The organism is Rhodococcus sp. ARP2 (assembly GCF_001029585.1).
GTDB classification, from domain to species: Bacteria; Actinomycetota; Actinomycetes; order Mycobacteriales; family Mycobacteriaceae; genus Rhodococcus_F; species Rhodococcus_F erythropolis.
Genome location: NZ_LEKE01000044.1, coordinates 113,895 through 140,823 on the forward strand (window position 1 = coordinate 113,895; position 26,929 = coordinate 140,823).

27 protein-coding genes and 2 tRNA genes are annotated in these 26,929 nt (G+C 63.3%); 17 read left to right on the plus strand and 12 right to left on the minus strand.

The window, feature by feature from the left end:
• The first annotated feature begins 148 nt into the window (after positions 1-148).
• The 6 genes from ABX74_RS10190 (at position 149) to ABX74_RS10215 (ending at position 5,960) form a co-directional block, all read left to right on the plus strand.
• The gene (locus tag ABX74_RS10190) at positions 149-952 is read left to right on the plus strand and encodes a LamB/YcsF family protein (RefSeq protein WP_020905839.1); all 804 of its coding nucleotides are present in this window, start codon (positions 149-151) and stop codon (positions 950-952) included.
• Positions 949-1,656 (plus strand): 5-oxoprolinase subunit B family protein, encoded by a 708-nt coding sequence (locus tag ABX74_RS10195; protein WP_223257878.1) that lies wholly within the window; start codon positions 949-951, stop codon positions 1,654-1,656. Before ABX74_RS10190 ends, ABX74_RS10195 begins: the two co-directional genes overlap by 4 nt.
• A complete protein-coding gene (locus ABX74_RS10200; protein WP_047888771.1) occupies positions 1,649-2,722 on the plus strand; it encodes a biotin-dependent carboxyltransferase family protein in 1,074 nt (357 codons plus the stop codon). Before ABX74_RS10195 ends, ABX74_RS10200 begins: the two co-directional genes overlap by 8 nt.
• Positions 2,719-4,053: an MFS transporter gene (locus tag ABX74_RS10205; protein ID WP_020905842.1), complete on the plus strand. Its 1,335-nt coding sequence runs from the start codon at positions 2,719-2,721 to the stop codon at positions 4,051-4,053. The genes ABX74_RS10200 and ABX74_RS10205 overlap by 4 nt, the downstream gene beginning before the upstream one ends.
• A gap of 96 nt (positions 4,054-4,149) precedes the next feature.
• The gene (locus tag ABX74_RS10210) at positions 4,150-4,905 is read left to right on the plus strand and encodes an SDR family oxidoreductase (protein WP_042950374.1); all 756 of its coding nucleotides are present in this window, start codon (positions 4,150-4,152) and stop codon (positions 4,903-4,905) included.
• A gap of 11 nt (positions 4,906-4,916) precedes the next feature.
• On the plus strand, positions 4,917-5,960 hold the full coding sequence (locus ABX74_RS10215; RefSeq protein WP_047888772.1) for an L-idonate 5-dehydrogenase: 1,044 nt from the start codon (positions 4,917-4,919) through the stop codon (positions 5,958-5,960).
• A 59-nt stretch (positions 5,961-6,019) separates the two neighbouring features.
• On the opposite strand, the gene ABX74_RS10220 is transcribed toward ABX74_RS10215, so the two are convergent.
• From ABX74_RS10220 to ABX74_RS10235, 4 genes are all read right to left on the minus strand, one after another.
• Positions 6,020-6,688 carry a 4-carboxy-4-hydroxy-2-oxoadipate aldolase/oxaloacetate decarboxylase gene (locus ABX74_RS10220; RefSeq protein ID WP_020905845.1) on the minus strand — a complete coding sequence of 223 codons (669 nt, stop codon included), beginning with the start codon at positions 6,686-6,688 and terminating at the stop codon, positions 6,020-6,022.
• A gap of 25 nt (positions 6,689-6,713) precedes the next feature.
• Positions 6,714-7,922, minus strand: a complete 1,209-nt coding sequence (locus ABX74_RS10225; RefSeq protein WP_042950382.1) for an aspartate transaminase — start codon at positions 7,920-7,922, stop codon at positions 6,714-6,716.
• A gap of 160 nt (positions 7,923-8,082) precedes the next feature.
• Positions 8,083-8,487 (minus strand): DUF4259 domain-containing protein, encoded by a 405-nt coding sequence (locus ABX74_RS10230; RefSeq protein ID WP_047888773.1) that lies wholly within the window; start codon positions 8,485-8,487, stop codon positions 8,083-8,085.
• A gap of 25 nt (positions 8,488-8,512) precedes the next feature.
• On the minus strand, positions 8,513-9,133 hold the full coding sequence (locus ABX74_RS10235) for a LysE family translocator (protein WP_046377763.1): 621 nt from the start codon (positions 9,131-9,133) through the stop codon (positions 8,513-8,515).
• Between the two features lie 399 nt (positions 9,134-9,532).
• Between ABX74_RS10235 and ABX74_RS10240 the strand changes: the two genes are divergently transcribed.
• Complete coding sequence (locus ABX74_RS10240; protein WP_047888774.1) at positions 9,533-10,543, plus strand: alpha/beta hydrolase; 1,011 nt, start codon at positions 9,533-9,535, stop codon at positions 10,541-10,543.
• A gap of 20 nt (positions 10,544-10,563) precedes the next feature.
• Here the strand turns inward: ABX74_RS10240 and ABX74_RS10245 are convergent, their stop codons facing one another.
• The 3 genes from ABX74_RS10245 to hisC all read right to left on the minus strand — a co-directional run bounded on the left by ABX74_RS10245 (position 10,564) and on the right by hisC (position 14,342).
• A complete protein-coding gene (locus tag ABX74_RS10245; RefSeq protein ID WP_019746470.1) occupies positions 10,564-11,433 on the minus strand; it encodes an MYG1 family protein in 870 nt (289 codons plus the stop codon).
• 37 nt (positions 11,434-11,470) lie between these two features.
• Positions 11,471-13,165, minus strand: a complete 1,695-nt coding sequence (locus tag ABX74_RS10250; RefSeq protein ID WP_029254255.1) for a bifunctional metallophosphatase/5'-nucleotidase — start codon at positions 13,163-13,165, stop codon at positions 11,471-11,473.
• Between the two features lie 100 nt (positions 13,166-13,265).
• Positions 13,266-14,342: a histidinol-phosphate transaminase gene (gene hisC / locus ABX74_RS10255; protein ID WP_046377764.1), complete on the minus strand. Its 1,077-nt coding sequence runs from the start codon at positions 14,340-14,342 to the stop codon at positions 13,266-13,268.
• Between the two features lie 61 nt (positions 14,343-14,403).
• Between hisC and ABX74_RS10260 the strand changes: the two genes are divergently transcribed.
• The 10 genes from ABX74_RS10260 (at position 14,404) to ABX74_RS10305 (ending at position 22,361) form a co-directional block, all read left to right on the plus strand.
• Positions 14,404-15,123 carry a dienelactone hydrolase family protein gene (locus ABX74_RS10260; RefSeq protein WP_046377765.1) on the plus strand — a complete coding sequence of 240 codons (720 nt, stop codon included), beginning with the start codon at positions 14,404-14,406 and terminating at the stop codon, positions 15,121-15,123.
• Between the two features lie 96 nt (positions 15,124-15,219).
• Positions 15,220-15,311 (plus strand) — tRNA-Ser (locus ABX74_RS10265).
• Positions 15,312-15,393: 82 nt separating this feature from the next.
• Positions 15,394-15,466, plus strand: a tRNA-Arg gene (locus ABX74_RS10270).
• 187 nt (positions 15,467-15,653) lie between these two features.
• The gene (locus tag ABX74_RS10275; protein ID WP_029537413.1) at positions 15,654-16,430 is read left to right on the plus strand and encodes a helix-turn-helix domain-containing protein; all 777 of its coding nucleotides are present in this window, start codon (positions 15,654-15,656) and stop codon (positions 16,428-16,430) included.
• A gap of 156 nt (positions 16,431-16,586) precedes the next feature.
• Complete coding sequence (locus tag ABX74_RS10280; protein ID WP_029254259.1) at positions 16,587-17,621, plus strand: iron-siderophore ABC transporter substrate-binding protein; 1,035 nt, start codon at positions 16,587-16,589, stop codon at positions 17,619-17,621.
• On the plus strand, positions 17,618-18,661 hold the full coding sequence (locus ABX74_RS10285) for a FecCD family ABC transporter permease (RefSeq protein ID WP_020968171.1): 1,044 nt from the start codon (positions 17,618-17,620) through the stop codon (positions 18,659-18,661). The genes ABX74_RS10280 and ABX74_RS10285 overlap by 4 nt, the downstream gene beginning before the upstream one ends.
• Positions 18,658-19,710 (plus strand): FecCD family ABC transporter permease, encoded by a 1,053-nt coding sequence (locus ABX74_RS10290; RefSeq protein WP_047888775.1) that lies wholly within the window; start codon positions 18,658-18,660, stop codon positions 19,708-19,710. Before ABX74_RS10285 ends, ABX74_RS10290 begins: the two co-directional genes overlap by 4 nt.
• Entirely contained in the window at positions 19,707-20,522 is an 816-nt protein-coding gene (locus ABX74_RS10295) for an ABC transporter ATP-binding protein (RefSeq protein WP_047888776.1), read from the plus strand. Before ABX74_RS10290 ends, ABX74_RS10295 begins: the two co-directional genes overlap by 4 nt.
• Positions 20,519-21,148, plus strand: coding sequence for a pyridoxamine 5'-phosphate oxidase family protein (locus ABX74_RS10300; RefSeq protein ID WP_047888777.1), 630 nt, complete (start codon positions 20,519-20,521; stop codon positions 21,146-21,148). Before ABX74_RS10295 ends, ABX74_RS10300 begins: the two co-directional genes overlap by 4 nt.
• Before the next feature lie 34 nt (positions 21,149-21,182).
• Positions 21,183-22,361, plus strand: a complete 1,179-nt coding sequence (locus tag ABX74_RS10305; protein WP_019746478.1) for a cation:proton antiporter — start codon at positions 21,183-21,185, stop codon at positions 22,359-22,361.
• 1 nt (position 22,362) lies between these two features.
• On the opposite strand, the gene ABX74_RS10310 is transcribed toward ABX74_RS10305, so the two are convergent.
• The 5 genes from ABX74_RS10310 to ABX74_RS10330 form a co-directional block, all read right to left on the minus strand.
• Complete coding sequence (locus ABX74_RS10310; protein ID WP_047888778.1) at positions 22,363-23,607, minus strand: alpha/beta hydrolase family protein; 1,245 nt, start codon at positions 23,605-23,607, stop codon at positions 22,363-22,365.
• A 79-nt stretch (positions 23,608-23,686) separates the two neighbouring features.
• Positions 23,687-24,376: a DUF998 domain-containing protein gene (locus ABX74_RS10315; protein WP_029254264.1), complete on the minus strand. Its 690-nt coding sequence runs from the start codon at positions 24,374-24,376 to the stop codon at positions 23,687-23,689.
• Between the two features lie 10 nt (positions 24,377-24,386).
• Entirely contained in the window at positions 24,387-24,791 is a 405-nt protein-coding gene (locus ABX74_RS10320; protein WP_020905859.1) for a very short patch repair endonuclease, read from the minus strand.
• A gap of 10 nt (positions 24,792-24,801) precedes the next feature.
• A complete protein-coding gene (locus ABX74_RS10325) occupies positions 24,802-25,677 on the minus strand; it encodes a hypothetical protein (RefSeq protein WP_019746482.1) in 876 nt (291 codons plus the stop codon).
• On the minus strand, positions 25,674-26,819 hold the full coding sequence (locus tag ABX74_RS10330; RefSeq protein ID WP_174531793.1) for a DNA cytosine methyltransferase: 1,146 nt from the start codon (positions 26,817-26,819) through the stop codon (positions 25,674-25,676). Before ABX74_RS10330 ends, ABX74_RS10325 begins: the two co-directional genes overlap by 4 nt.
• Positions 26,820-26,929 lie beyond the last annotated feature (110 nt).

The window sequence follows — 26,929 nt, forward strand, 5'->3', positions numbered from 1 at the left end:
ACCCCAACGCGAAACGGTATTAACAACCCTTTGGTGTTCCTGAGTAGCGTCCCAGAAACACCGAAGTCGACACACAGAACTTCGACAGTCGGACCAACCACGGGCAACGGCGCCCGTACGAACAAGTAAACGAACCGGAAGGACCGAAATGGCAACCAGCATCGATCTTGTCGCCGATCTCGGCGAAGGATTCGGCACGTGGACCATGGGCGCCGACGATGCTCTGCTCGACACGCTGACTTCGGCCAACATCGCTTGTGGATTCCATGCAGGCGATCCACGAACCATGGACGCGACCGTTCGGGGGTGCGTATCCCGCGGTATCGGAATCGGCGCGCATCCGAGTTTTCCGGACCTCGCCGGATTCGGCCGTCGCGCGATGGATCTCAGCGAGAACGAGGTCCGAACCGACGTGCTGTTCCAACTCGGCGCCCTTCATGCCTTTGCAGTCGCGAACGGAACGTCGTTGTCGCACATCGCTCCCCACGGCAAGCTCGGGAATCTTGTTGCCGTACGCCAGGATTACGCCCGCGCCGTCGTCGATGCGGTCACGGCCTTCGATCCGTCGTTGATCGTGCTCGCCCAGGACGGGGCGTTGGCCGACGAGGCGACTGCCCGCGGATTGTGCGTCGGCATCGTCGGAATCGCGGATCGCGCATACAACTCCGACGGAACTCTCGTGGCCCGCAGCGAGCCGGGAGCAGTGATTCACGATGTCGACGTTCTGGTCGAACGGACCGTTCGGATGGTGGTCGAGGAAGTCGTCGAAGCTGTGGACGGCACGTTGATCCCGGTTGTCGCCGACACGGTCCTCGTGCACGGTGACAACCCCGGTGCCGTCGCGAATGCGAAAGCGATTCGCGCCGCGCTCGAGGCCGCCGGTGTCACCATTGCGCCGCTGGCCCAGGTCGTGGCGTCACGGCGGGCCCGTGATGTCGGGTGTTCCGCGTGAAGACCTACGTCGCCGACTGTGGTGACGCCGCCGTTCGCGTCAATGTCAGCGGCGGGACCGCCGAGCAGAACTGGAACACTGTCCGATCGATCGCCGCACGATTCGATCTCGGTGCCGACGGCATCGTCAGCGTCATCCCGACGTACGACGCCCTTCTGGTCGAGTTCGACAACCTCCTCACCGACCACGACGCCGTCCGCGGCCTGGTTCGCGAAGCAACGACTATCCCCCGACCGCTGGAAGGTGAACCTCGGACGTTCGAGATCCCCGTCGTCTACGGGGGCGAACACGGCCCGGACCTGGGTGAGACAGCGCGGTTCCTCGGCGTCACCGAAGCCGAAGTGGTGCGCCTTCACTCCGCAGCCCCGTTGGTCATGCGTTGCTACGGCTCACCCGGCGGCGCCCCGATGCTCGACGGCCCGGCGTTCGGCCTTCCCATCCCGCGTCGATCGAGCCCGCGACCGCACGTCGCGGCCGGTTCCGTTGCGGTGGCCGGACGTCAGGCAGTCGTTTCGGCCAGGCCTGCGCCCGGTGGTTGGGCAGTGATCGGCCGGACCCCGCTCATCTTGGTCGATCCGGCGTCGGAGCAGATTTCTGCCTACCGCCCGGGCGATCTGTTCGTCTTCCGTGCGATCGACGCCGATCGATGGGATGAATTCGACGGTCGCTCGCTCCTGCCCGTAGGGGGTGATCCCCATGGCTGAGACCGTCACCGTCCAGACTCCCGGAATCAGCTCCGTCCAGGATTTGGGGCGTGGATCGGCGTCGCAATTCGGTCAGGCGACGGGCGGCGCAGCCGACCAGATCAGCGCGGAGATCGCCAACGCGTTGGTGGGTAGTAGGCGCGAGGCCCCGCTGCTGGAGCTGACGGCCCTCGACTTTTCAGCGTCGGCGTCCACGGATCTGCTGATCGCCGTCACGGGTGCACCCGCAACGGTGACCGTGGACGGACATCGGCAACCGCAGTGGGAACCGATCGTCTGGCGAGCCGGTCAGCGGCTTGCCGTCACGGGAATCCACGACGGATTGCGCGTCTACGTCGCCGTCCACGGAGAGCTGGCGGCCGACTACCTCCTGGGCAGCTGCGCTCCCGACCAGGTCCTCGGATTCGGCCGTCACTTGACCGCGGGGGAGACGCTGGTCGTCGACACCGACTGCCCGCCGATCGACCACCCGGTCTTCCGGCTACCGCTGTTCCGGTTGCTGCCCGACCGACCGTCCTTCGGCAACGTGTGGACGCTCGACGTGACCGACGGCCCCGACATCGAAGACTTCGGTGAGAGCGGAGCCGCGCTGTTCGGCACCGAATTCGTCGTGGGCGATCAGAGTAATCACATCGGGCTGCGGCTGGCACCTACCGATCAGCAGCCGCTCCCACAGCGCACCAGCACCGGCGAGGTCCTCTCTCGCGGCGTCCCCATCGGCGCCGTCGAAGTGCCCGCAGGCAACGAGCTTCTGGTCCTGCATCGAGGTAGAGGCGTCACCGCCGGCTATCCGGTGCTGGCCGTCATCACCACCGTTTCGCTCTCACAGCTGGGACAGGCCCGACCCGGGCACCGCGTCCGATTCCGGAACTGCAGCGTCGCAACGGCGGTTGCAGAGCACCGCGAACAGCAGCACCGCATCGCCTTGCTGAGGCGGCGTGTGCAGAACGTATTCACCACCCTCCGAATACCTCTTCACACCTCGGAAGCCCGAGTACCGAGCCACGTCGGCACCACACGCCCCGCGAGCGCTCCGCGCCGCGCGTCTATTTTGGAGACAGCATGACCAACACCATCGAAGCGGTAGACGGCCAGGTAGCCGACCCGCGCAAGGTCCGGAAAGTCGTCGCAGCGGGCTGCGTCGGCATCTTCGTCGAGCTCTACGACAACGGTGTCTTCGCGTTCATGGCGACGGCACTGGCCATCGTGTTCTTCGACGTGTCGAAGTCGAGCGACGCGCTGATGCTGGTGTTCGCCGGCTACGCGGTCTCGTTCTTCGTTCGGCCCCTCGGCGCGGTGGTCTGCGGCATCCTCGGCGACCGGATCGGTCGACAGAAGATGTTGGTGTTCGTCATCATGCTGATCAGCGTGGCGACCGCCGGTATCGGCTTGCTGCCCACCTACGCGGCCATCGGTATCGCGGCACCGGCACTGCTGATCTTCCTGCGGATCGTGCAGGGATTCTCCGTCGGTGGTGAAGCGGCCGGCGCCATGACGTTCCTCGCCGAACACGCCCCGGAAGGCAAGCGCGGCTTGATCACGAGCTACGCGCAGATCGCGTCGTTCCTGGCCCTGCTGACCGGAACGATGATCGCGTTTGCCATGTCGCCGTGGCTCAATGCCGAAGCGATCAACGGCGGCGGACTCGCATCGTGGGCGTGGCGCATCCCGTTCCTCATGGCCATTCCGATGGGAATCATCGGCTGGTATATCCGCCGCGCGATCTCCGATACCCCGAACTTCGAGCGGCTCAAGGAATCCGGCGGTTTGTCGCGCAATCCGCTCAAGGAAGCATTCTCCACTCCCGAGCACCGCCGCGCCATGATCCTCGCCCTGTTCATCCCCCTGATGAACGGTTCCGGCTACTACGTTCTGTTCTCGTACATGCCCACGTTCCTCAAAGGCGATCAGATCGGATTCTCCACCGGGACGGCGCTTCTCGTCACTGCCTCCAGCCTGGTCGCGATCTGCTTCGCGATTCCGTTCATGGGTGCTCTCTCCGACCGGATCGGTCGCAAGAAGGTCATCGCCGGTGCTGCTGCTGCAATGGCGATCGGAGCGATCCCCTGCTACGCCATGATCGTGACCGGCAACGTCGGCCTCGCCGTTCTCGGTGCATGCCTCATGGCAGTGATTTTCGCCGGGCACACAGCCGTCATCCACATCCTGATCGTCGAACTGTTTCCCACGCGGGTTCGCTACTCCGCCTACGGTTTGGGCTACAACATCTCGTCCGCACTCTTCGGTGGTACCGCACCGTTGTTGATGACCTGGTTGATTCCCGAATTCGGTATCTACGTTCCGGCCTTCTACGCGGTCATCACCGCAATCGGCACGCTGATCGCGGTCAGCACCATCACCGATCGCGCCCACGTCCCGCTTCGCGACACTCTGTGACTTCTCGCGTGAGTCACTCCTGATCCGGCCCGGTGGTCGCCTGCAGTCCGCGGCGGCCGCCGGGTCATACCAATTTCTTCCTGTAGGAGCACACAAATGCCTTTCTCCGATTACCGCACAGCACTCGTCACCGGCGCCAACACCGGAATGGGTGCCGCCGTCACCGAGATGTTCACCAAGCGCGGACTGACGGTCTACGGCGTCGCCCGCAATGCCGACAAGCTCGGTGAGGTTGCCGATCGCACCGGAATGATCCCTCTGCCCGTGGACATCACCGACACCGCCGCGCTCGCAGAAGCTGTCGGCGGACTGGAGATCGACATCCTCGTCAACAACGCGGGGGTGTCCGCAACCGGAAATATTCTCGACGCCGAAGAAGCATCGGTCGACGCGATGGTAGACGTGAATCTTCGTGCGGTGCTGCACCTGTGTCGCATTCTGTTGCCGGGAATGGTGCAGCGCGATCTCGGTCACGTCGTCAACATCAGCTCGATCGCCGGCCTGTACAACTTCTACGGCCACACTGCCTACCACGCGACCAAGGCTGCGGTGCACCAGATTTCGCGCCAGCTGCGAAACGACTGCATCGGCAAGCGGATTCGAGTGACCGAGATCTGCCCCGGCCGGGTCGAGACCGAGATCTTCGGTCGCAACCTCGGCGGCACGCCCGAAGCCATGAAGGAAGCGTGGGAGACCTTCTACGAAGGCTACGAATCCATTACCACCAAGGACATCGCGGATACCATCGAGTTCGCGATCGACGCCCCTGGTCACGTCAATCTGGGTCTCATCGAGGTGCTCCCCACCTTCCAGGTGCCCGGTGGCCTCGACTTCATCCGTCGCAACGACTGAGAGAGCGCATCATGAGTTTTGTACTTCCGGAAACGACGCTCGGAGTGATGGCCCATGCGGCAGGTGACCTGCGGGTCGAGCATGTTGCGTTGACTGCGCCGACCGCCGAGCAGGCAGTGATCGAGATCGCCTACGGCGGTGTGTGTGGATCAGATCTGCACTACTGGACGCACGGCGCGGCGGGGGAGTCGATTCTGAAGGCGCCGATGCTGCTCGGTCACGAGGTGGTCGGCACGGTCGTGACGGCCGCGGCCGACGGAACTGGGCCGGCAGTCGGAACTTCCGTGGCCGTACACCCCGCAACGCCCGGTGGGACCGCTCCTCGGTTCCCGAGCGATCGGCCCAACCTCTCACCCTGCTGCACATACCTGGGAAGTGCAGCGCAGTACCCGCACACCGAGGGCGCCTTCGTGAAATACGCAGTGCTCCCGACGCGCATGCTCCGGGAACTGCCCGAGGGGTTGGACCTGCGGACCGCGTCGGTAGCCGAACCGGCAAGCGTTGCCTGGCACGCTGTTTCGCGAGCAGGAGACGTGCGCGGAAAGAAAGCGCTGGTCGTCGGCTGCGGACCCATCGGCGCACTGGTCGTGGCCGTGCTCAAACGAGCAGGCGCGCAGTCGATCACTGCGGTCGACATGCACGATGTTCCGCTGCAGATCGCGTCGACGCTCGGTGCGGATCGGGTTCTGAAGGCCACCGACGCCGAGGCCGTCGCCGCATCCGATGCCGACGTGGTCATCGAGTGCACGGGCAATCATCGCGGGCTCGAATCCGCTATCCGCGGGGCGACGCGCGGTGGACGGGTGGTCATGCTCGGGCTTCTTCCGTCCGGCCCTCAACCGGTACACATCTCGCTGGCGATCACGCGAGAGTTGGAGTTGGTGGGCTCATTCCGCTTCAACGACGAAATCGACGAGGTGCTTCTCGCCCTCGCCGACGGTTCGCTTGCTGTCGATGCTGTTCTCACACACGAATATCCAGTCGAGGAAGCTTTGGAAGCCTTCGCAGTGGCCAAGGATGCTTCGGTGTCGGGGAAGGTGCTGTTGCGGTTCTGAGGCCTTCGACCCTGTGCGCCTTTATTAACCGCGGGTGGTTAATAAAGGCGCACAGCAGGTTATTCGACCACCAGGCCCTTGGCTTCCAGCAGGGCAGTCAGATTGCTCACCTCGAGTGGGGTCTCGCCTCGCTTGTAACGCTCGATGTACCCGGCTTCGGCTTCGTCACGGGCACGCGAGAGTTCGATTGCCTCGGCAACCTCCTCGCGTCGGATAACGACGACGCCATCGCAGTCACCCTTGACGACGTCACCGGGATAAATGACCTGTTCTCCGAAGACCAGGGGATGGTTGATCGGGCCGAGAGATTCTTTGACGGTTCCCTCGATGTACACGTGCTTGGAGAAGACGGGGAATCCGAGTTCGCGGATCTCCCGGGTATCTCGCACTCCGCCGTCGGTGACCAGTGCCGCAATGCCGCGCGCGACACAGGCATTGGCCAGAACATCGCCGAACTGGCCGGCGGCTTGATCACCTGAAGAGACGATCAGGACGTCACCCGGCTGTGCGTAGCTGATCGCAACCTGCAGCATGAGGTTGTCGCGGGGATGGCACTTGACTGTGAAAGCGGAGCCGCAGAACTTCATGTCGCGGTCGATCGGCTTGATCGCCGGATGCAGCGAGCCCTTACGTCCCTGTGCCTCGTGAATCGTGGCTGCGGAGAATGTTCCCAGTTCGGCAATCAGGTCCTTGTCCGCGCGGTCGATCTTGGTCTTGACGTGAATCATCTTGTACTCCAGAAGGTATAAAAGATCAGGAAAGGCGTTCGACTGCGGCGGCGATCTGTGCCGCGGCTTTTTCGAGGATCGCCTCGGATGTGGCGAAGGAGATGCGGAAGTAGGGCGAAGCGCCGTAGGCCGAACCCTGAATAGTGGCAACTGACGCCTCGTCGAGGAGATAGAGGACCAGATCCTGGTCGGACTCGATCACGGTGCCGACCGGTGTCTGCTTGCCGATCAAGCCGGCGCAGTTGACGAACAGGTAGAACGCACCCTGCGGCACGATGGGTTCGAGCCCGGGGACGGCGCCGAGGAGGCGAGCCGACAGATCGCGTCGAAGTCGGTAACTCCGTACGGATTCGGTGAGGAAACTCTGGTCGCCGGTGAGGGCTTCTACTGCTGCGGCCTGGCTGATCGAGGACGGGCAGGAAGAACTTTGGCCCTGCAGTTTATTGATGGCGCCGATCAATCCGGAATTTCCGAGCCCGTATCCGAGTCGCCACCCGGTCATGGCATGAGACTTGGAAACTCCGTTCGTGACCAGTACCTGATCACGAAGGTGTGGGGCGACCTGCAGCAGACTCTCGATCGGGGCGTCGCCGAAGTTGATCTCGTCGTAGATCTCGTCGACCAACACATTTACGTGAGGATTGGCCTCGATCACCTCGGCGATGGCCTGCAACTGCTCGCGGGTGTACACCGATCCGGTGGGGTTGCCCGGGGCATTGAGAATGACCCACTTGGTATTCGGGGTGATCGTCGCGGCGAGCGCTTCGGCGGTCAGGAGGAAGTTGTCGGACTCCTTGCACTGGACGATCACCGGAGTTCCGTCGTGAGCGAGAACCATATCCGGGTAGGACACCCAGTAGGGAGCGGGAACGATGACCTCGACACCGGCTTCGACTGTCGCCATCAGAGCAAGGAAGATGACCTGCTTCGCGCCGCCGCCGACGGTGATCTGGTTGTCCGCGTACTGGATTCCGGTTCGCGAAGCCGCGCGCGCTGTGATCGCATCGCGCAGTGCGGGAATGCCGTTGACTGCGGTGTACTTGGTTTGACCGGTGTTGATCGCCGTGATCGCCGCCGACTTGATGTTGTCCGGGGTGTCGAAATCAGGCTCACCGACAGTCAGGTCGAGTATTTCGCGCCCCTGCGCCTTCAGCGCACGCACTCGTTGTGCGGCAGCCACACTCGGCGACTCCCTGATTCTGTCGACGCGCGCAGCCGGAACGAATGTCGCCATGATGGTCTGCTCCTGGGTCCGGGGTGAGCGTGGATTCCCGTCGTCGACGAGCCACAATTCTCACTCGGTGATCCGTTCGACCATAGGGTCCTACCAGGGCATCTGACCAAGACCGAACCGTTGTGGCCCGATAAGTAAACGTGATGGAGCGGTGACGGAATCAGACCGACAGAACGCGCAGATCCTCGAGACCGTCCACGACGGGAACGCGCCACGAGGCAAGCTCTTCCGGTCCCTGCTCGTCCCACAGTTCGAACAGTTCCGAATCGGTCGAGGAGATGGTGCGCTCCACCATCTCGATCAGCCAGGTGAGCCGTTCGCTGGTCAGGGCCGAGGTGAAGGAATCGAGATCGAGGTCCTGGGCGGCGGGGTCGCGTTTGCGATGGGCGCGCACGATCAACACCAATTCGAGCAAGGCGACGGCGATTTGGCCGCCGTCCACCTCAAGGTAGTCGTCCTCGAATGCCCACTCCACCGATTCGAAGGTGAAGTCACCGTGTCCGATGGACGCGATCAAATCCCCTGCACCGTCGTTATCGAACGGTCCCGATCCCCACGCGCCCACTGTCTACTCTTTTCCGATTGCCGTGTCAGCGCGCTTCGAGCGCGATCTTCGCTCCGAATCCTAGAAGAACTGTTCCGGTTATGCGCTCGAGTGCCTGTCGCACTCGGGGCTTCTCGAAGGTGCTACGCGCTCGCGAGAGAAGGACCACGTAGCCACTGAGCCACACGATGGTGATCGCTGCGTGGATGAGCACCAGCAGCGCAAGCGATGGTCCCGTCGGCCACCCGGCCGGAACCAGCTGCGGCAGCAGTCCGGTGTAGAAGACGGCGATCTTGGGGTTGAGCAGGTTGGTGGTGAAGCCCGTCTTCCACGTTCCGGCCTTCTGCGACCGTGGAGCGTCGGCATTGTGTTGCATCCGCGACGTCCGGCTCTCCCACAGTGTTCGCACACCGAGATAGATCAGATATGCAGCACCGGCGAGCTTGACGACGGTGTACGCCTCCGCCGACGCGGCCAGGATCGCCGACAGTCCGAGGACGGTCAGCAGGCCCCACACCAGAAGGCCCGAGACGATGCCGGCCGCTACCCGGAATCCGGCGGATCTGCCGGCGCCGAGAGCAGCCTGTGTCACGACGGCCATGTCGGGCCCCGGGACCAGGGTCAGTAGGGCGAGCACAGCTGTGGCGGCGAGGAGAGCGGTCAGCATGCACCAAGTATGAAGCCGGGGTGGGGAGCGTTCTCGGTCGGTGGTGTCGTCCCTGTGAACAAAGAGTGGCGCGGTGGAGTGAACTGCATGGACACGCCCGGAAACCGCTGTCGTGCCCGGCATGTTCGTCAAAGTTATGCACACTGTGGGGAAACGAAAAGATGCAGGTAGAAGGAATGACTTCGGTGTAATTCATTCTTTAGTCCACAGGTTATGCACAACTGGGAAGTGGATGTGAATGAAGTTATCCACACCTGTGTGTGCATCGGTGGAAAACTGTCCAACTCCATCGGATACCCGCGAGTAATAAATCCCAACCAGTGGGTTGACCTCGGGACGTTTGTCCTGTCCAATCGAGGGTTAGCGATAGTCGTGCGATGCTCAGGGGGCGCTTGACGGATGCGGAGATTTGGGTTTGTCGGGATTGTGTTGGTCGTGCTCGCGCTTGTTGTGGGCGGAGTGGCGTATGCCGAACCGGCGCCCGAAAATCCACCAGGAGATCTGACAGGTCAGACCGGGGCTCACATCAATCGCATCGAGCAATTGTCGCCCACTCGTAGCGCCGTGTTCGTCGATTCGCCGGCTATGCGGCGCGAGGTGCAAGTGCAGGTTCTGCATCCAGCGTCGAGTGCCGGTTCGCGCCCGTCCTTCTACCTACTCGACGGCGTCAGTGCCGGTTCGGAATCCGGATACTCCGAAAGCACCTGGACCCAGAAGACCGACATCGAAGCGTTTTTCGCCGACAAGAACGTCAACGTCGTTCTCCCCGTTGGTGGTACCGGCAGTTTCTACACCAATTGGAAGAACGACGATCCGAACCTCGGTGTGAACAAGTGGGAATCGTTTCTCGCTGAAGAGCTTCCGACGTTGATCGATTCTGTGTTCTCCGGAAATGGGACGAATGTGGTCGGTGGCGTGTCCATGGGTGCGCTCGGCGCGGCCAACCTCATCACACATCACCCGAAGCTCTACACCGGATTAGCCTCGTACAGTGGCTGTCTCGACAACTCCGAGTCGTCTTCGCAGGATTCCGTGCGGCTCACCGTGGCCAGTAAGGCAGGCGACGCCACCAACATGTGGGGCCCGGCGTCGGACCCCGACTGGCAAAAGCACGACCCGTCCACCAATGCTGAAACGCTGCGAGGAAAGACGATCTACGTTTCCTCGGGCACGGGCGCACCCGGAGAATACGACAACATCTTCACCCCGGGCGGCCTGCAGACGGCCATCGAAGGCGGACCGCTCGAGGCACTGGCAAACACGTGCACGCAACTGTTCGAGGCGAGGTTGGGGGAGTTGTCGATTCCCGCAGTGTTCGCGTATCGAAACGTCGGCACCCATTCATGGCCGTACTGGCAAGACGCGCTTCACGATTCCTGGCCGACAGTGAAGACCGCCCTGGGAATGTGAACTGGGCTGTGAGCTGAGAACTACTCGGCCAGTGCCAGTTCGAGCAACTGGAGGGCGCCGTCACGGGTCTGCGCAGCCGCGATGAACCCCGCCTTGTGGCAGAAGACCGAACTGTCGACGCCCGTCTCGGCGGCAAGGTCCGAGCCGTTCAGGCCGCGCCACGGCTCCGGCAACAGCTTTCGTGAACCGAACTTGGAGTCAGCAGGCTTGACCGTCTGAATCGACCAGCCGCCGTTGGTGTTCGGGAAGATGGTGAACAGGAGCTCCGGCTGGGCCGACGCGGCGCGGCCGTGGGGAACGAAGCGTTCCAACACGACGAAGCGCGGATCCGTTGCTTTCTCGTAGGTCTCGGTGAACTCGCGCTCGGCCGCAGCGTCGCCGGCGTACTTGGCGCGCAGGCGAATCAAGACCTGCGTTGCGAGAACCACGGCCAGCTCGAACTGGGTGTCGAACTCTTCGTCGGTGGACGAGATCGGATTGAACAGGTCCAGCACCGACGACAGATCAAAAGGCTTGGTGCCGTAGTCGTTGAGGGTGTAGATCTCCTGGCCGTTGTCGACGGCGTCGATGCCCTCGACCAGACGACTGTCGATTCGGCGGAAAACGGAGGCGTCGCCTTCGCAGAACTGCAGGCCGTATTCCTGCCAGAGCAGACCGAAAGCGGAGTACAGGATGCCGTTGCTGCGCTCGCCGGCATCGCGCTGGTGATGGTCGAAGCGACCCTCGGCCGGGTTGTAGCGACCGCCGACGTCGAGCACGATGTCCGCACTGTCGAGGACGGACTCGTCACGGCTGCGAACGACGGTGGCGTCGGGGTACAGCTGCTTGAGCAGCGATACGCCGAAGACGTCGTCTGCATGGAACTTGCCGTTATGGGTCGCGATGATCACCCGTCGAGACTAGGCAATCGAGCGGGGGGATGCCTATTCAGCCGACGGTGCGGATGCGATCGGTGGCAGGCGGCGAGACCGGGGACCCGGCTGCGAACAGGGCAGTCAAGGCGTCGAGGTCGTTGCCCGCGCCGGTCATCTGGGTGGAGTTCTTCAGTGCGGTGAAACCGTCCCCGCCCTCGGCGAGGAACTTGTTCACCACGACGCTGTAGACGCCGTCGGGGGCGATGTCCTGCCCGTTCAAGCGCATTTCCGAGATTCGCGAGCCCGGCGCTGCTCGCCGGTCCATGGCGTAGGTGAAGCCCGCGGACGGGGAGAGGATGCGCTCGGTAGCGGTGCCGTCGAGGTCGATCTGGAATTGCTGTTCGAGAGCGTCCTTCAACACCGCTCCTGTGACGGAGAGCACTTCGAGGCTGTTGCCGAACGGTTGAACACCGTAGGCCTGGCGGTAGGTGACCTGGCCGGAAGTGCCGAAGTCCAAGTCCTCGCGCATACCGCCCGGGTTCGTCAACGCGAGTTGAGCGCCTCGTGTCGATCCGGCCGCGAGTTGAGCGTCGGCGACCAGGTTGCCGAGTGTCGATTCACCGCTGGGGACGCGATCCCGTGTCAGATCGGCGGTGATGGTCCCCACCGGTCGCTGAGCGCTTTCCGACGCCTCCGACCAGGCCCGGTCGGCGAGAGCCTGAATATCGGGATCCGGCGAAATATCGTGTGTCACTATCTGATTGAAAGCGGATGTCTGATCGCGAACGACCTCGCGGGTGTTGCGGTCGATGGTGACGTCGGCGACGGACACGATCCGGCCGTGCGAAGCGCCCTGCATGACGACTCTGGGATTGCCTGCGGGATCAGGGAATTCGCAGTTGTACTGCTGGTGGCTGTCGGCGGTGAAGATGACGTCCACCTTCGGTGAGGCACGAAGAGCGATGTCGCGGGCCGGGCCGGACTCGACGTTGCAGTCGTTGGGCCCACCTTCGACGGCCGGTTCGTCCCCACGGTGCAGGAGAACGGTGATGGCTTTGACGCCGAAGAAGTCGAGGACATCGGCGGTGCGGTTGATCGCTTCGACCTCGTCGCCGAACTGCAGATCGGCGATCCCGCCCGGTGTGACGATCTGCGACGTGTTGGCGGGGGAAATCGCGATGACTCCGAGCGGAATGCCGTCGACCATGTTCACGGTGAAGGGCAGCGTGGCCGGAGTGCCGTTGGTGTACGTCATGTTTGCGGCCATCAGAGGGAAGTTGGCGCCGCCGAAGGACGGACTGAACGTGCACGCGTCGACGGCGGAGCAACCGCCGGACTGCATACGACGGAACTCGGCGAGCCCTTTGTCCAGTTCGTGGTTGCCGATCGCGGAAGCGTCGATCTTCATCCGATTCAGCAGTTCGACCGTCGGTTCGTCGTTGAACATCGCCGATTCCAATGCCGACGATCCCCAGTTGTCACCGACCGAATACAGCAGCGAGTTGGTGGCTTGGCTGCGAAGTTGCGTCACGTATGCCGCGAGATACGCCGCGCCACCTGCGGGGGTGAGCGAGCCGTCGGCCTGCCTGATCTCGCTGCGAACACCTTCCGGCGGGCGGAGGCTGCCGTGCAGATCGTTGAACGCCAGCAGACGTACCGACACCGTGTCCTGGGACTCGGCGGTGGCGACGGCACTCAGGGAGGTCGCGGTGGTGGCGAGAAGGGTCGTTGCGAGCACGGCACACGTTCGTGTCATGCGTCGCGTCATGCGTCGTGCTCCCTCACTCGGACCGGCCTCGAACCTCCCTGAGTGTGCCCGTCCGCCGAAACGAATTCCAGTCCTCGGCGTAACAGTTATGTATCGAGTGTCACGCGGTGACGCCGATGCCCGCAGCCTGCTTCGCGACGTCGGTGTTCGCGAAAGCGAGGAACGCGTCGTTCTCGTGTGGATCGCCGATGGTCATCCGGACGCCCTCGACGCCGTACTGACGGATCAGAATGCCCGCCTCGGTACTCGCCTCGGCGAAACCGGGGGAGAGCTCTCCGAGGGGGAGATAGACGAAGTTCGCCGACGACTCGGGGACGGTGTACCCGGCTTCGATCAGTGCACTGCGCACTCGCCTCCGCTCGGCGATGACGCCTTCGGTGCGGGCAAGCAGTTCGTCTGCTGCAGCCAGGGAAGCGATTGCGGCGGCCTGCGCGACAGCGCTCACGGTGAACGGGGTGTGCACCTTGCCGAGGGCCACGATGATCTCCGGATCCGCGACCGCGTAACCCACGCGGATTCCCGCGAGGCCGTACGCCTTCGAGAAGGTGCGCAGAACAACCACGTTGGGGCGGCTGCGGAACAGTTCGATGCCGTCGGCGTCCGAGCGTGAGTATTCGAAGTACGCCTCGTCGAGTGCGACGACGACGTGCGCCGGGACCGCGTCGAGGAAGCTCTCGAGCTCTGCCTTCGACAACGCATTGCCGGTCGGGTTGTTGGGGTTGCACACGAAGATCAACCGCGTGCGATCCGTGATCGCGGCCAGCATCGCGTCGAGGTCGTGGCCGAAGTCCTCGGTCAGCGGAACCTTGACGGAGACGGCATGGCCGACCTGGGTGACCACGGGGTACGCCTCGAACGACCGCCACGCGTAGATGACCTCGTCACCCTGATCGCAGGTGATCTGCACGAGTTCTTGGCACAGCGTCACGGAGCCACAACCAGCGGCGACGTTGGCCGGCTCGACTTTCAGGAAGCTGGCCAGCGCCTCGATGAGTGCGACCGCGGCATTGTCCGGGTAGCGGTTGGCATTGGCGACCGCGTCGGCGACGGCGTCACGCACACCGGGCAACGGCCCTACGGTCGTTTCGTTGCTCGCCAGCTTGATCGCACCCGGAAAATTGCGTCCGGGAACGTAGGCGGGGATGGAGGCGAGGTCAGGGCGAATGTGTGCGGTCACGAGTCGATTATGCGCGCACCGATTTGGTGCGTAGCGGCCGTCTGCGTGTCAGAGTTAGAAGATGTCGGAAATCTTCCGGGCCACCGCGTATCTGCGCGGCGCCGAAGGGGAGGTCGCCACGGCTGTTCCGCTGACGGTGGTGGAGCCGGACGGCCCGACGCGGGGCGGGATCGTCGTCCTGCATGAAGCCCGCCAGTTCAGCCCGGCTCTGCTGAATCTGATGTGTTCGCTCGCCGGCGAAGGATGGGTCAGCGTCGCACCGCACCTGTTCCACCGCGAACCCGAACACATGCAGGGCGAGGTGTTCGGTGACAACCTCTTCGCCGACTTCGACGCGACCCTCGATTGGCTCGTCGGACGCGAAGTTCTCGCGGACACCATCGGGGTGCTCGGATTCGACGACGCCGGGACCGCCGCGATGCTCGTGGCCACCAGTCGTCCCGTCGGCGCCGCGGTGAGCGTCGCCGCCCGGGGAATCGTCGAAGCCTTGTCGGTAGATGCTCAGGCGCTCGTCGACGCGGCCACTTCCCTGCAGGCGCCGTGGTTGGCGCTGTACGGCGAGGACGATCCCAGCACGCCGCGTGAGCACGTGACTCTGCTCCGGGAAGCGACCGCCAAGGCCGACGTCGCGACACTGGTGGTCAGCTACGCCGGACTGGCTCACCGGGCGGACGAGCCGCCACAGCTGTCCGAGGACGCCGACCTCGACGACCCTGGCTCGGCCTCGATCGTCGAAGCTCAGACCCGGATCTTCGACTGGTTCGACAGCCACCTGCGGTAAGCCGACAAATCAGGGTGCTGACCACGCGTTTTGCCTTTGGTGGCGAAGGGTGTGTAATCTTTCGATCCGGCGGTCCGAAAGGATCGGAACCCCCAGGGAGGCGTGCCAGAGCGGCCGAATGGGACTCACTGCTAATGAGTTGTCCCTTTTACGAGGGACCGGAGGTTCAAATCCTCTCGCCTCCGCCAAGCCGGTGATTTTGACCGGCGGGTTAGAAATGATAGAAAGTACGACGGCAAGACACGCAAGATCAGCAAGACAACAGAACATGCGCCCGTAGCTCAACGGATAGAGCACTTGACTACGGATCAAGAGGTTAGGGGTTCGAATCCCTTCGGGCGCACAAGAAAGAAGGTCACAGACTCCGGTCTGTGACCTTCTTTTTGTTGTGGTGCATTCGCGATTTTTGAATGTGTGTGACGTCACCTCGGCGAATTTCGGTCGGTGACCCTCGCGATCGTAGGAACCAACAACCGATCCCCGCGACCTATGCTTTCTCCGGAGCAGCCGCGCGAACCGAGGAGAACCCGTTGGAGACCGTCGACAGTCGGACGCTCCCGGTCTACTCGGCCGGGGCGGTCGAGGTGCCCTTTGTCATCGCGGGCATGGACGAGCTTGTCTCCCGCGAGACCCGGTGGGAGGCGCACTCGCACCCGACCCACGAATTGTTGTGGAACGAGCGAGGAGCGTCGAGCGCCACGGTGGGATCGCGCACGTGGACGATCACCCCGACCGTCGGTCTGTGGATGCCCGCCGGCGTCCTGCACTCGGCGATCGCGCCCGCCGGAACCTGGTATCGGGCCGCTCAGCTCGACATCGCATCGGTTCCGTCTCTGTCCGACGTGCCGGTGGCGATCGAGGTGACTCCGCTGCTGCGGAACCTCCTCGAGCGACTGGCAGACGATTCACTCGGAACCTCTTCGCGCTCGCTCACAGAGCAGATGGTGATCGACGTACTGGCGCCGTCACCCAACGAGTTGCTGGTTCTGGTGCCGGACTCGGCGCTTCTGCAACCCATCGTCGACGCGATCGGTGACGATCCGAGTGACATGCGAACGCTGTCCGACTGGGCAAGGCTCCTCGGCGTCAGCCCGCGAACCATCACCCGGGTATTTCGGTCGGAGACCGGGATGAGTTTCGGGCAGTGGGTGTCAGCGGTGCGCGCCCAACGGGCGGTGACGCTTCTTGCACACGGCTTGGATCTGCAAGAGGTTGCCGAGCGCGTGGGCTACCACTCGACCAGTGCGTTCGGTGCGGCATTCCGGCGCACCACCGGGGCCACACCAGGGATGTTCCGGGCTAGCTGATCGGCCATCACACCTTGTCTCGATCGCTACACCGGGTGTCCCAAACACGCGATTGCGCCACATTGCCCTCCCGTATACGGTTTAGGCAAACCTCACCTAAGTGCCTGATTGAGCCGGGTTGAGGGCCGTACCCCTTCTCGAGAGAGTTCTGTTTTCATGCGTTCAAAACGCTTCTTGGCGGTGGCCGCAGCAGCGGTCGCAGTCGCCCTCGGCATGACAGCTTGCAGTTCCGGCTCCTCGGAGACCGCCGACGGCGGCAGCGCCGGAAGCGGATCCAGCTCCTTCCCTGTCACGATCGAGCACGCTTTCGGAACTACGACGATCGACGCCAAGCCGGAGCGAGTTGCCACCGTTGCCTGGGCCAATCACGAAGTGCCCCTTGCTCTCGGCGTGGTTCCCGTCGGAATGGCAGCGGCGACGTTCGGCGACGACAACGGCAACGGAATGCTGCCGTGGGTCGAGGAAAAGCTCGACGACCTCGGCGCGAAGCCGCCGGTGCTCTTCGACGAGACCGACGGCATCGACTTCGAAGCCGTCTCCGATACGAACCCTGACGTCATTCTTGCCGCGTACTCCGGATTGACGCAGGAGGACTACGACACTCTCAGTGAGATCGCTCCGGTTGTGGCGTATCCCGAGGGGCCGTGGGCGACGTCGTGGCGTGACGTCATCAAGTTCAACAGCATGGGCCTCGGCATGGAATCCGAAGGGCAGGAACTGATCTCCACCATCGAGAAGGAGATCGCCGACGAGGTTGCCTCACATCCGCAGCTTGCCGGCAAAGCAACAATGTTCCTGACGCACGTCGACACTGCCGACCTGAGTCAGGTCAGCTTCTACACTGCGAACGACACACGTGCCGCGTTCTTCGAGGACCTCGGACTTTCGACGCCGAAGAGCGTTGCCGACGCCTCGACGGGTGGTGAGTTCTCGAAGAAGGTCAGTGCCGAGCGTGTGGACGTCTTCGACGACGTCGAACTGATCGTCACGTACGGTGACCAGGCACTTGTCGACGCACTCAAGGCTGACCCGCTGCTCTCGCAGATGCCTGCCGTCGCCAACAATTCGATCGTGTTCCTCAACGGAACCGGCCCGATGGGAACGGCGGCCAACCCGACTCCGCTCGCCATTTCGTGGGTACTCGGCGACTATGTCGATCTGCTCGCCGGGGCTGCTGGAAAGTCGGAGTGACTGTAACCTCGCAGGATTCGACGTCGGGCGCCAGCGATACGCGGCGCCCGACGTTCGGCAATTCGCTGTGGCTGATCGCCCTTCTCGTGGTCCTCGCGGTGCTCATGTGCGCCTCGATCGTCATCGGCTCTCGTGAGGTCGATTGGTCCGACATCGTTGCCGCACTTGGCGGTTCCACCGACAATATCGGTCAGGGTGCGATTGCCAAGCGCATTCCGCGGACGGTGCTCGCGATCGTCGTGGGTGCTGCGCTCGGTCTTGCCGGCGCGGTGATGCAGGGGATTACCCGAAACCCTTTGGCGGATCCCGGAATCCTGGGCGTCAACATGGGCGCTTCGCTCGCCGTGGTGATCGGAATGGCGTGGTTCGGATTGTGGACCCAGACCAGCATGATCTGGGTGGCCGTACTCGGTGCAGCCGGGGCGGCATTGTTCGTCTACGTAGTCGGGTCACTCGGGCGAGGTGGAGCCACGCCACTCAAGTTGGCTCTTGCCGGGGCCGCAACATCGGCTGCGTTTGCTTCGTTCATCACTGCGATCATGCTGCCGCGAAACGATATTGCGGGCAACATTCGTTCGTGGCAGATCGGCGGCGTCGGTGGCGCGAGTTTCGAGGTGATCCGGCAGGGTCTGCCTTTCCTCATTGTCGGCTTCGTGATCTGTCTGCTGTCAGCGCGCAGTCTCAACTCTCTTGCGCTCGGCGACGAGGTTGCGTCAGGTCTCGGCGAACGCGTCGCGGTGGTTCGTGCAGTGGCAGCGCTCGGTGCAGTGTTGCTCTGCGGTGCAGCCACTGCCATTGCCGGACCGATCGGCTTCGTCGGTTTGGTTGTCCCGCATCTGTGCCGGTTGCTGATCGGTATCGACAACCGTTGGCTACTACCGTTTTCTGCGCTGACAGGTGCCGGCCTTCTCGTCGCCGCCGACATTCTCGGACGAATTGTCGCCCGGCCGAGCGAAATCGACGTCGGCATCATCACCGCGCTCGTCGGAGCGCCCTTCTTCATTTACATCGTCCGCCGTCAGAAAATACGTGAGCTGTGACCACTACATTCGTTACTCCCGAAGTCGAGGTCGACGCAGTCGGAGCAAGCCGTATCCGACGAGGTAGACGCCGCCGCATCGTGATTGCCGTGCTGACGGTCCTCGTCGTCGCCTCCTTCGCGGTCACTCTGATGGTGGGAAAAACCTTCTACCCGCCGTCAGATGTGCTTCGCGTCGTGCTGGGGGAGAACGTGCCTGGTGCCTCGTTCACCGTCGGCCGCCTCCGGCTGCCTCGCGCTGTCCTAGCTGTGGTCGCCGGAATCTGTTTCGGCTTGGGTGGCATCACGTTCCAGACGATGCTGCGCAACCCGCTCGCGAGCCCCGACATCATCGGGATCAGCTCCGGCGCAAGCGCTGCAGCGGCTTTCGCGATCATCTCGCTTTCGCTCGGCGGCTCGCAGGTCTCGATCTTCGCCATCGCTGTCGGTCTGGGCGTCGCAGTCTTGATCTACGTTCTGTCCTTCCGAGACGGTGTAGCAGGCACTCGGCTGATCCTGATCGGTATCGGCATCGCCGCGATGCTCGACAGCGTCACCGCCTACCTGCTCAGTACCGCCGCCGCGTGGGATCTGCAGGAGACGATGCGTTGGCTCACCGGCAGCCTCAACGGTGCCAACTGGGGTTCGACGGTTCCCGTACTCCTGGCGCTGGTTGTCCTCGGACCTGTGCTGCTGAGCCAATCGCGCAACCTTTCGACCATCCAGCTCGGTGACGACGCAGCACAAGCGCTCGGCGTCAGAGTGGAACGAACGCGCATTCTGACGATCATTGCGGCCGTCGGACTCATCGCCTTTGCCACTGCCGCTGCGGGGCCCATCGCCTTCGTCGCATTTCTGTCAGGGCCCATCGCCGCCCGCATCGTCGGTCCGGGAACATCACTTTTGATTCCGTCGGCGCTGGTCGGAGCGCTGCTGGTGCTAGTTGCCGATTTCTGCGGACAGTACGCCTTCGGCACCCGCTACCCCGTTGGCGTGGTGACTGGCGCGCTGGGAGCGCCGTATCTCGTCTACCTCATCATTCGCTCCAACCGAACGGGAGGTTCGCTGTGACCGAATCCCATACTCTGACTGTCGAAAACCTCGAACTCGGTTACGGAGGACGGACCGTCGTCGAATCGCTCGACCTCGCGGTGCCGCCGGGAAAGATCACGACCATCGTGGGCGCCAACGCGTGCGGCAAATCGACGCTGCTGCGGTCGATGTCGCGGCTACTCAGTCCCCGAAGCGGTCATGTTCTGTTGGACGGCAAGGATGTTCATCGCCTACCCGCGAAGAAGCTCGCTCGCACGCTCGGTCTGCTGCCGCAGTCACCGATCGCACCGGAAGGGATAGTTGTCGCCGATCTCGTCGGCCGAGGCCGACATCCACATCAGCGGGTGCTGTCGAGGTGGAGTCGAGAGGATGACGCAGCCGTCGCCGAGGCGCTTGCGGCAACGGACACAACCGAATTGGCCGAACGATCGGTGGACGAACTTTCCGGTGGTCAGCGCCAACGTGTGTGGATTGCGATGGCGCTCGCCCAACAAACCGATCTGCTTCTTCTCGACGAGCCGACCACCTTCTTGGACGTGAGCCACCAGGTTGAGGTCTTGGACCTGCTCACCGACCTGAACCGGACTCGGGATACAACGATTGTCATGGTTCTGCACGATCTCAATCTCGCCGCCCGCTACGCCGACTTCCTCGTCGCCATGGCCGATCGTCGGGTCTACGCGGCGGGTGATCCTGCCGAGGTGCTCACGAGCGACAACGTCCGCACCGTTTTCGGTCTCGAGAGCCGAATCATCCCCGACCCCATCTCGGGTAAGCCGTTGGTGTTGCCGCTCGGGCGCCACCACGTTCTCGACGACGTGTTGACGTGACGGCGTCGAACGCCACGGGCGGGCGGATCGAATCCGTGGAACAACTCAATGCGATTCTCGGACAGCCCCATCCGACGATCATGGAGAAGCAGACCGCCTACACGACTCCGTTGATCCGTGAATTCATCGAGCAGGCACGGTTTTTTGTGCTCGCGACATCCGATGCGGCCGGAAATTGCGATTGCTCGCCGCGCGGAGACTTGGTCAGTCAGGTTCTGTTTCCCGACGAGAAGACGCTCGTGCTCCCGGATCGTCCGGGCAACCGGCGCGCTGACTCCTACCGGAACATGATCGAAAATCCTCACGTGGGGATCCTCTTTCTCGCGCCCGGGCACGACGAGATCGTGCGCGTCAACGGCACGGCGACTCTGTCCACCGATCCTGATCTGTTGGACTCGATGGCGATGAACGGCAAGCCGGCACAGCTTGCTGTGATCGTGAAGATCGACGAGGCGTATCTGCATTGCGCGAGAGCGATTCTGCGGGCGAAGCTGTGGGATCCGTCGACGTGGCCCGCATCCGATGACGTACCGAGTCTGCGCGACATGATGGCCGAGCAGCACAGCCTGCTTGTCGAGGATCTGGAGCCGGCTCGGCAGGAGGCGTACCGCAAGTACCTGTACTGAGCGCAGATCCGTCACCTATGTCCGATAATGATCCGTGCCTTCAATTGCCTCGTCGCTGTTCTGGATTGCGCTGATCGCGGCCATCGCGCCGATAGTCGCGGGGTTGATCCCGCGTCGACTGGTTCCCGAAGTGGTGTTGCTACTGGTCGCGGGCGCCGTGGTCGGGCCGTTCGCCCTCAACATCGCCGCTGACAGCGAAGCGATCGGAATCCTCCGCGAACTCGGCCTCGGCATGCTGTTCCTGCTCGCCGGCTACGAGATCGACCGACAGGAACTCAGTGGGCGCGGCGGACGTCGAGCGCTCTACACGTGGCTGTTCTGCCTCGCGTTGGCGTTCACGGTGGTCGCGCTGCTTGGCATGAGGAACGTGATCTCCGCGGAAGCCGCTGTTGCCATCGCAATGACGTCGACCGCACTGGGCACGCTGTTGCCGATCCTCAAGGACAACAAACTCCTCGACACACGCTTGGGCAAGACGGTCCTCAATCACGGGGCCGTCGGCGAACTCGGGCCGGTCGTCGCGATGGCGGTGCTGCTGAGTGCCCGTGGTGCCGTCCTGTCGCTGATCGTTCTTGCCGTCTTCGCCTTGATCGCCATCGTCGTGGCGGTGCTGCCCGGCAAGCTGATTCACGAAGGCTCGTGGACACATCGGCTGGTGCGGGCAGGAGCGGACACCACGGCGCAGACGACGGTCCGCCTCACCGTTCTGTTGTTGGTCAGCCTCGGAGTGCTGTCGGCCGTGTTCTCACTCGACGTCATTCTCGGCGCGTTTGCCGCCGGCTTCATCCTGCGGCGACTGATGCCAGAGGGCGACGAGCGCCTCGAGATCAAGCTCGACGGGATCGCCTTCGGGTTCCTCATCCCGATCTTCTTCATCACTTCAGGCATGGCAATCGACGTCTCGGCGGTCGCCGCCAGTCCCGGCATACTGATTGCGTTTTTGATCCTGATCGTTGTCGTCCGCGGTGTGCCGGTGTTCTTCGTGACCAAGTTCGAGAAGGTCGAGCCGCCCTTCACCACGCGCGAAAGTGCGCAAGTCGCGTTGTACGGGGCTACCGGTCTGCCCATGATCGTGGCGGTCACGGGCGCTGCCGTCGACGCGCATCAGATGTCCTCGGACAACGCGTCGATTCTTGTCGCGGCCGGTGCGATCACCGTTCTACTGCTGCCGATGCTCGCCACTCTCTTGACGAAAAAGGAGAAAGTGTCCTGATTCAGAGATCCAACTGCTCGTCGAGCCAGTCGAACATTCGCTGATCCGTCAGACGCCTCGCCATGGGCTGGCAGTGGAAGTTCGCGCCCTCGGCAGCGGTGAAGGGAACCACCGTCGTCGGTCCGCCGGACGGGGCGGCAAGCCGCTTGGATTGACCGGGCCAGAACTGCTCGCCTTCCGGATCGGTGATGAGCAGGGGAGTGGAGATCGAGCCGGCGACGTGTTCGAGGTGGTACTTCCGAACCTCGGCGAGAGTGTTGTAGTAACCGTCGGCGAGGTACGGACGCGCTCGGAAACGCCAGATCCGGGCGCTGTCCTTCGAGAATTTGATCCCCAGCCCTATCGCCATGTCGCGGTCGAAGGCCTCCGACTTCCCCTCGTCGAGCAGCTTCTGCATGTTCTTGGGGATATGGGCGAGCCACGACGCGGCCACGTCCACGACCCCCGGATCGGCGATCGCTGCCGCGATCCGATGCTCGAACGCCAACGACTGCGGTACCCAGTAACCGCCCTGACTGATCCCGTAGATCGCCAGCTTCGACGCATCGACGTCCGGCCGGTCCACGAGATAGTCGACGACGGGCGTGATGACGGATTCCCAGTCGTGACGGAACGGGATGTTGCGCTCGAAGAGCATCGACTGCTGACCGGGACCGTCGAACATCAACACGTTGTAGCCCCGCTCGAGGGCCCCGGCGCCGCCGCTGCCCCACAGCCCGCTGATCGGGCCGTCGCTACCGTTCACCATGATCAACGTCGGCCGTCGCACGTCGCCGGGCGGCCGGAAGAAGTACCCGGGCAAGTAGGTGTCCTCGTAAGGGATCCGGACGCGTTCGACGGGCTGGGCGGTGGTGTCGACGAAGCGGTCCCACGCTTGTCGGTGACGTTTGAAAGTGGGGACCAGAACCGAATCGTCGCTGAGACCGTCTACGGCGTTGATCGCCACACCGAAGTACGACGCCGCCCGCAGGTACGCGTTGGACGCGCTTCGTGAATGCCCGGCCTCGGCCGCCTCATCGGCGTGCCCGAATACTCGTGTGCCGAGGTCGAACCAGGCCTCGTACCAGCCCTCGAGGTCTTTCTCGCCGACATGAGCGATGGCCGAGAGCACTTCGCCGGTATCTGCCGCGCCGTAGGTGGCTTGCCCGAGAACGACTCTTAGCTCGAAGTCGAAGGACTCGTTGCGGTAGAAACCGGCAGTGAACGCCTGGTGTGGATGGGCGAAGAACGACGACGCGAGAGACATGGGCACACCTTCGCTAGTTCGGGGCAGCCATTTTCAGTTGTAGTTCCAGGATCGCCCGAATCGGTTGCCGGAAAACCTGTCAGCGTGGCGACGCCGGGAGCCCGGTGGATGGCGGCCTCGACATCGCAAATGCCAGGGTGCACAACCACAACGACATCCCCAACACCTGTGCGCGTTGAGCGATACCCAGTCCGAGATTACCGCCGCCGGAGACTTCGATGCTGTTGGTCGTCAACATCCACACCGTCGCAAGGGAAGTCAGGATCAAAATGGTCAGGCCGGTCGTACGCAACGACCGGTGTTCGCGATACCTGAACGCTCCCACGGTGAATGCGATCATCGCGGTGAAGATCGCGAACACCGCCACGCTGCTCGTCAATGCGTGAACATGGTGGAGCTGCGGAAGTAGGCCGTCGGGTGCGCTCGACGGGCAGCCCTCGCCCGAGCATTCGAGAGGGAACGACGCGTCGGCGATTGTGGCGATGCCGAACACTGCAAGCGCAATCCAGCCCGTGACGTAGAGCCTGCGCCTGGGCGTGATCAGCAGACCCAGCGCTCCGGAGATCAACATCAAGATCGCGGACAGGACGTCGGCATTGCCGAAGACGTCACGGTATTTCTGGTTCTCGGCATCGAGTTCGCTGAGGAACGATGTCACCGGGTCGAGGCCGGTGTCGAGGAAAAATTCGAGAATCCACGACGAGTAGACGATTCCGCCCAGAGCCAGCGCAGCCACCAAACCCCACCGCGCAACGTTGCGTTCCTTCACGAAATCGAGCTTACGGACCGAGCAGGGCTTTCTGGACGCGTTCGGCTGCTACCAGCGGATCTTCGTGCTCCCAGATGCGGATGACGGTCCAACCCTGCTCTGTCAGACGTGCATCGGTGTCGCGGTCTCGAACCACGTTGGCGGCCAACTTGTCCGTCCACCACTGCGCGTTGTTCTTGGGAAACGTCGCATGCTGCGGGCAGCTGTGCCAGAAGCATCCGTCCACGAACACCGCGACTTTGCGGCGCGGAAACACCAGATCAGCGCGTCGGCGAACACCTTTGACAGGCGCCCGGTCCACGAAGTACCGGAGTCCGCGCCGATGAAGCTCGCGTCGAAGTGCAATTTCAGGTTTGGTGTCGCGCCGACGCTGAGCGCTCATCCGAGCGCTGGTGGCAGGATCCGTCGCAGGCACCGTGGTTCCCTCAGCCGTCGGAATCGTCGCTGTCTTCGGGATCGGACCAGGTGGGCGCAAACCTGTTGCGACGCTCCACTTCACCGTGCACGACGGTCACGAAGTCGGTGAACGAGAGCGTCTGAGCTTCGGTGGGCCGGCCGTTGCGCGGCGGCGGTTCGTCGACGTCGAAGAACCGAACCGCGCCGTCGGGTTCGTAGAGTCCGATGTAGACCTTCTCGAAGAGGTCGTAGCGGGTGTCCTCGGCGCCGAGATCCACCCAGGCCTTTCCTGGAACGCCGACCACTGCGCGCTTGCCCCGGCCCGAGCGCTTCGAGAGCGTCGTGACGTGGTGTGCAAAAGAGGATTTGCCGGTGTCGCTGGTCTTGGTCGGGTCGCCGTCGTCGCACGTGGCGTACGGCTCGAACATGACGGCGACCAACACGCTGTACGGCTGACGCTGATGCAGAACCATTGCCTCGCCACGCAATTCGTGGTCGTTGCGGACGATGTTCTTGGTCCACCGTCCAAGTTTTCCGCTGCGGGGACTGTAGTCCTGGAAGTTGTACGTCTTGATGGAGACGCAGAGGATCAGGCCGAGAGTGGGGTCGAGTGCCTTGACGTCCAAGCGCTTTCGGCCCTTGGCGACATCAACGGTTGCCTCCTGGCCTTCGCCGGACGCTGTCGGGGTGATGTTGGGATACAGCGGACGCAGAGCGTCGGCCACCGTCTGTGCCAGTTGATTGGACAGTCGTTGGGCGTAGTTCTTCTTCTCGCCGCGATCGGCGTCGGCCGGAGGCTTGTCGCCCGCGAGTTGCAGTGCACTCCACAGTGGTTCGTGTTCCGGCTCGGAAAACAGCGGTTCGGGGAATAGCGTTTCAGGTTCGGGGAACAGTGATTCCGTCATGCCGCGGCCTCGGGGTATCCGCCCATCCGCTCGAGATGGCTTTCGACGTCCTCGATGAAACCGGGGATGAACCGAAGATTGCCCATGCGTGCGCGCTTGAGGAAGCCGGCTGTGGCCCGCGCCGACAGCAACCGCGTGTCCTCGAGGAAGCCACTCAGATCCTCGTAGTCGTACTGGACCGGCCAGGTCGAGGTGTGGACGCGGAAGGCTTGGCGGTTACGGCCCCACGCCGCACTCGGCCACGCGTCGCCCGGTTCGAGTGGCGTTTCGCCGGCGGCGTCGTATTCGATGGGATCGTTCAGCCGGCCACCGACCCACGATGCCATCCGCACGCTCACGGCATTGCCGACGAGCTTCCATCGGTGGCTGTGGCGTAGGCCGGGAACCTCGACGGACGGAAGCGTCCAGTCGGGATCGAAACCCTGCAGGCGTTCGGCGTCGACGAGGCCGGGAGTGACTATCTCGCCGGACGGCAACCGGACCGCCGGCTGACTGGGGATGCCGACGGACGAGCCGCCCTTGAGCGTCGGCACCGCATTGACGGCCCATCCGAGTCCGCGAGTGCCTTCGGTCCAGTAGAAGCCGCAGGGGTAGTCCGCGGGATCACCTCCCAGGCGCTCGCCGGCGTCCTGGCCGAACAGGATTTCGCGAGGATCGTCCGTGCGCGAGGCAAGCATGATGACGCGCTGGCGGCGCTGGGGGAGTCCGAAGGCGCGGGCGTCGACCACCCGGTATGCCCAGGTGTATCCGAGGTCTTCGAGAGCGTCGGTGATGTGCCGCATGGCAGCACCCTTGCCGAGTTGCAGCATGAACGGAACGTTCTCGATCAACAGCCAGCGCGGGCCTTTCTTGCGCTTGACCAGACGGAACACCTCGTCCACCAGGCCTGAGCGTGCGCCGGTGATGCCCGCCGTTTTGCCGGCCTGAGAGAGGTCCTGGCAGGGGAAACCGGCGGCCACCAATTCGATGTCGCTGGGCAGCGCACGCAGTTTGGTGACGTCGCCGTGCAACGGCACGTCGGCGAAACGCGAACGGAGAACTGCCTGGGCGCCCGGATCGATTTCACACAGCAGTTCGGTGTTCCACCCATGTTCCGAGAGCCCCAACTCGAGCCCGCCGATACCGGCAAACAAACCCACCATGCTCCGCGACGACGTCACAGCACCCTTCCTCACGAACCGACCTAGAAGCACGGTACTCGAGAACTCCGACACCGTTTGCCAACTATTCGGTCTGCGGGGTGCTCCTGGCG

Bases quoted from the DNA above. Each gene is read 5' to 3' on its own strand.
- ABX74_RS10325 (WP_019746482.1), bottom strand. From the start codon at position 25,677: ATGACGGAATCACTGTTCCCCGAACCTGAAACGCTATTCCCCGAACCG.
- ABX74_RS10330 (WP_174531793.1), bottom strand. From the start codon at position 26,819: ATGGTGGGTTTGTTTGCCGGTATCGGCGGGCTCGAGTTGGGGCTCTCG.
- ABX74_RS10310 (WP_047888778.1), bottom strand. From the start codon at position 23,607: ATGTCTCTCGCGTCGTCGTTCTTCGCCCATCCACACCAGGCGTTCACT.
- ABX74_RS10190 (WP_020905839.1), top strand. From the start codon at position 149: ATGGCAACCAGCATCGATCTTGTCGCCGATCTCGGCGAAGGATTCGGC.
- ABX74_RS10215 (WP_047888772.1), top strand. From the start codon at position 4,917: ATGAGTTTTGTACTTCCGGAAACGACGCTCGGAGTGATGGCCCATGCG.
- ABX74_RS10205 (WP_020905842.1), top strand. From the start codon at position 2,719: ATGACCAACACCATCGAAGCGGTAGACGGCCAGGTAGCCGACCCGCGC.
- ABX74_RS10280 (WP_029254259.1), top strand. From the start codon at position 16,587: ATGCGTTCAAAACGCTTCTTGGCGGTGGCCGCAGCAGCGGTCGCAGTC.
- ABX74_RS10240 (WP_047888774.1), top strand. From the start codon at position 9,533: ATGCGGAGATTTGGGTTTGTCGGGATTGTGTTGGTCGTGCTCGCGCTT.
- ABX74_RS10200 (WP_047888771.1), top strand. From the start codon at position 1,649: ATGGCTGAGACCGTCACCGTCCAGACTCCCGGAATCAGCTCCGTCCAG.
- ABX74_RS10220 (WP_020905845.1), bottom strand. From the start codon at position 6,688: ATGATTCACGTCAAGACCAAGATCGACCGCGCGGACAAGGACCTGATT.
- ABX74_RS10225 (WP_042950382.1), bottom strand. From the start codon at position 7,922: ATGGCGACATTCGTTCCGGCTGCGCGCGTCGACAGAATCAGGGAGTCG.
- ABX74_RS10210 (WP_042950374.1), top strand. From the start codon at position 4,150: ATGCCTTTCTCCGATTACCGCACAGCACTCGTCACCGGCGCCAACACC.
- ABX74_RS10260 (WP_046377765.1), top strand. From the start codon at position 14,404: ATGTCGGAAATCTTCCGGGCCACCGCGTATCTGCGCGGCGCCGAAGGG.
- ABX74_RS10235 (WP_046377763.1), bottom strand. From the start codon at position 9,133: ATGCTGACCGCTCTCCTCGCCGCCACAGCTGTGCTCGCCCTACTGACC.
- ABX74_RS10250 (WP_029254255.1), bottom strand. From the start codon at position 13,165: ATGACGCGACGCATGACACGAACGTGTGCCGTGCTCGCAACGACCCTT.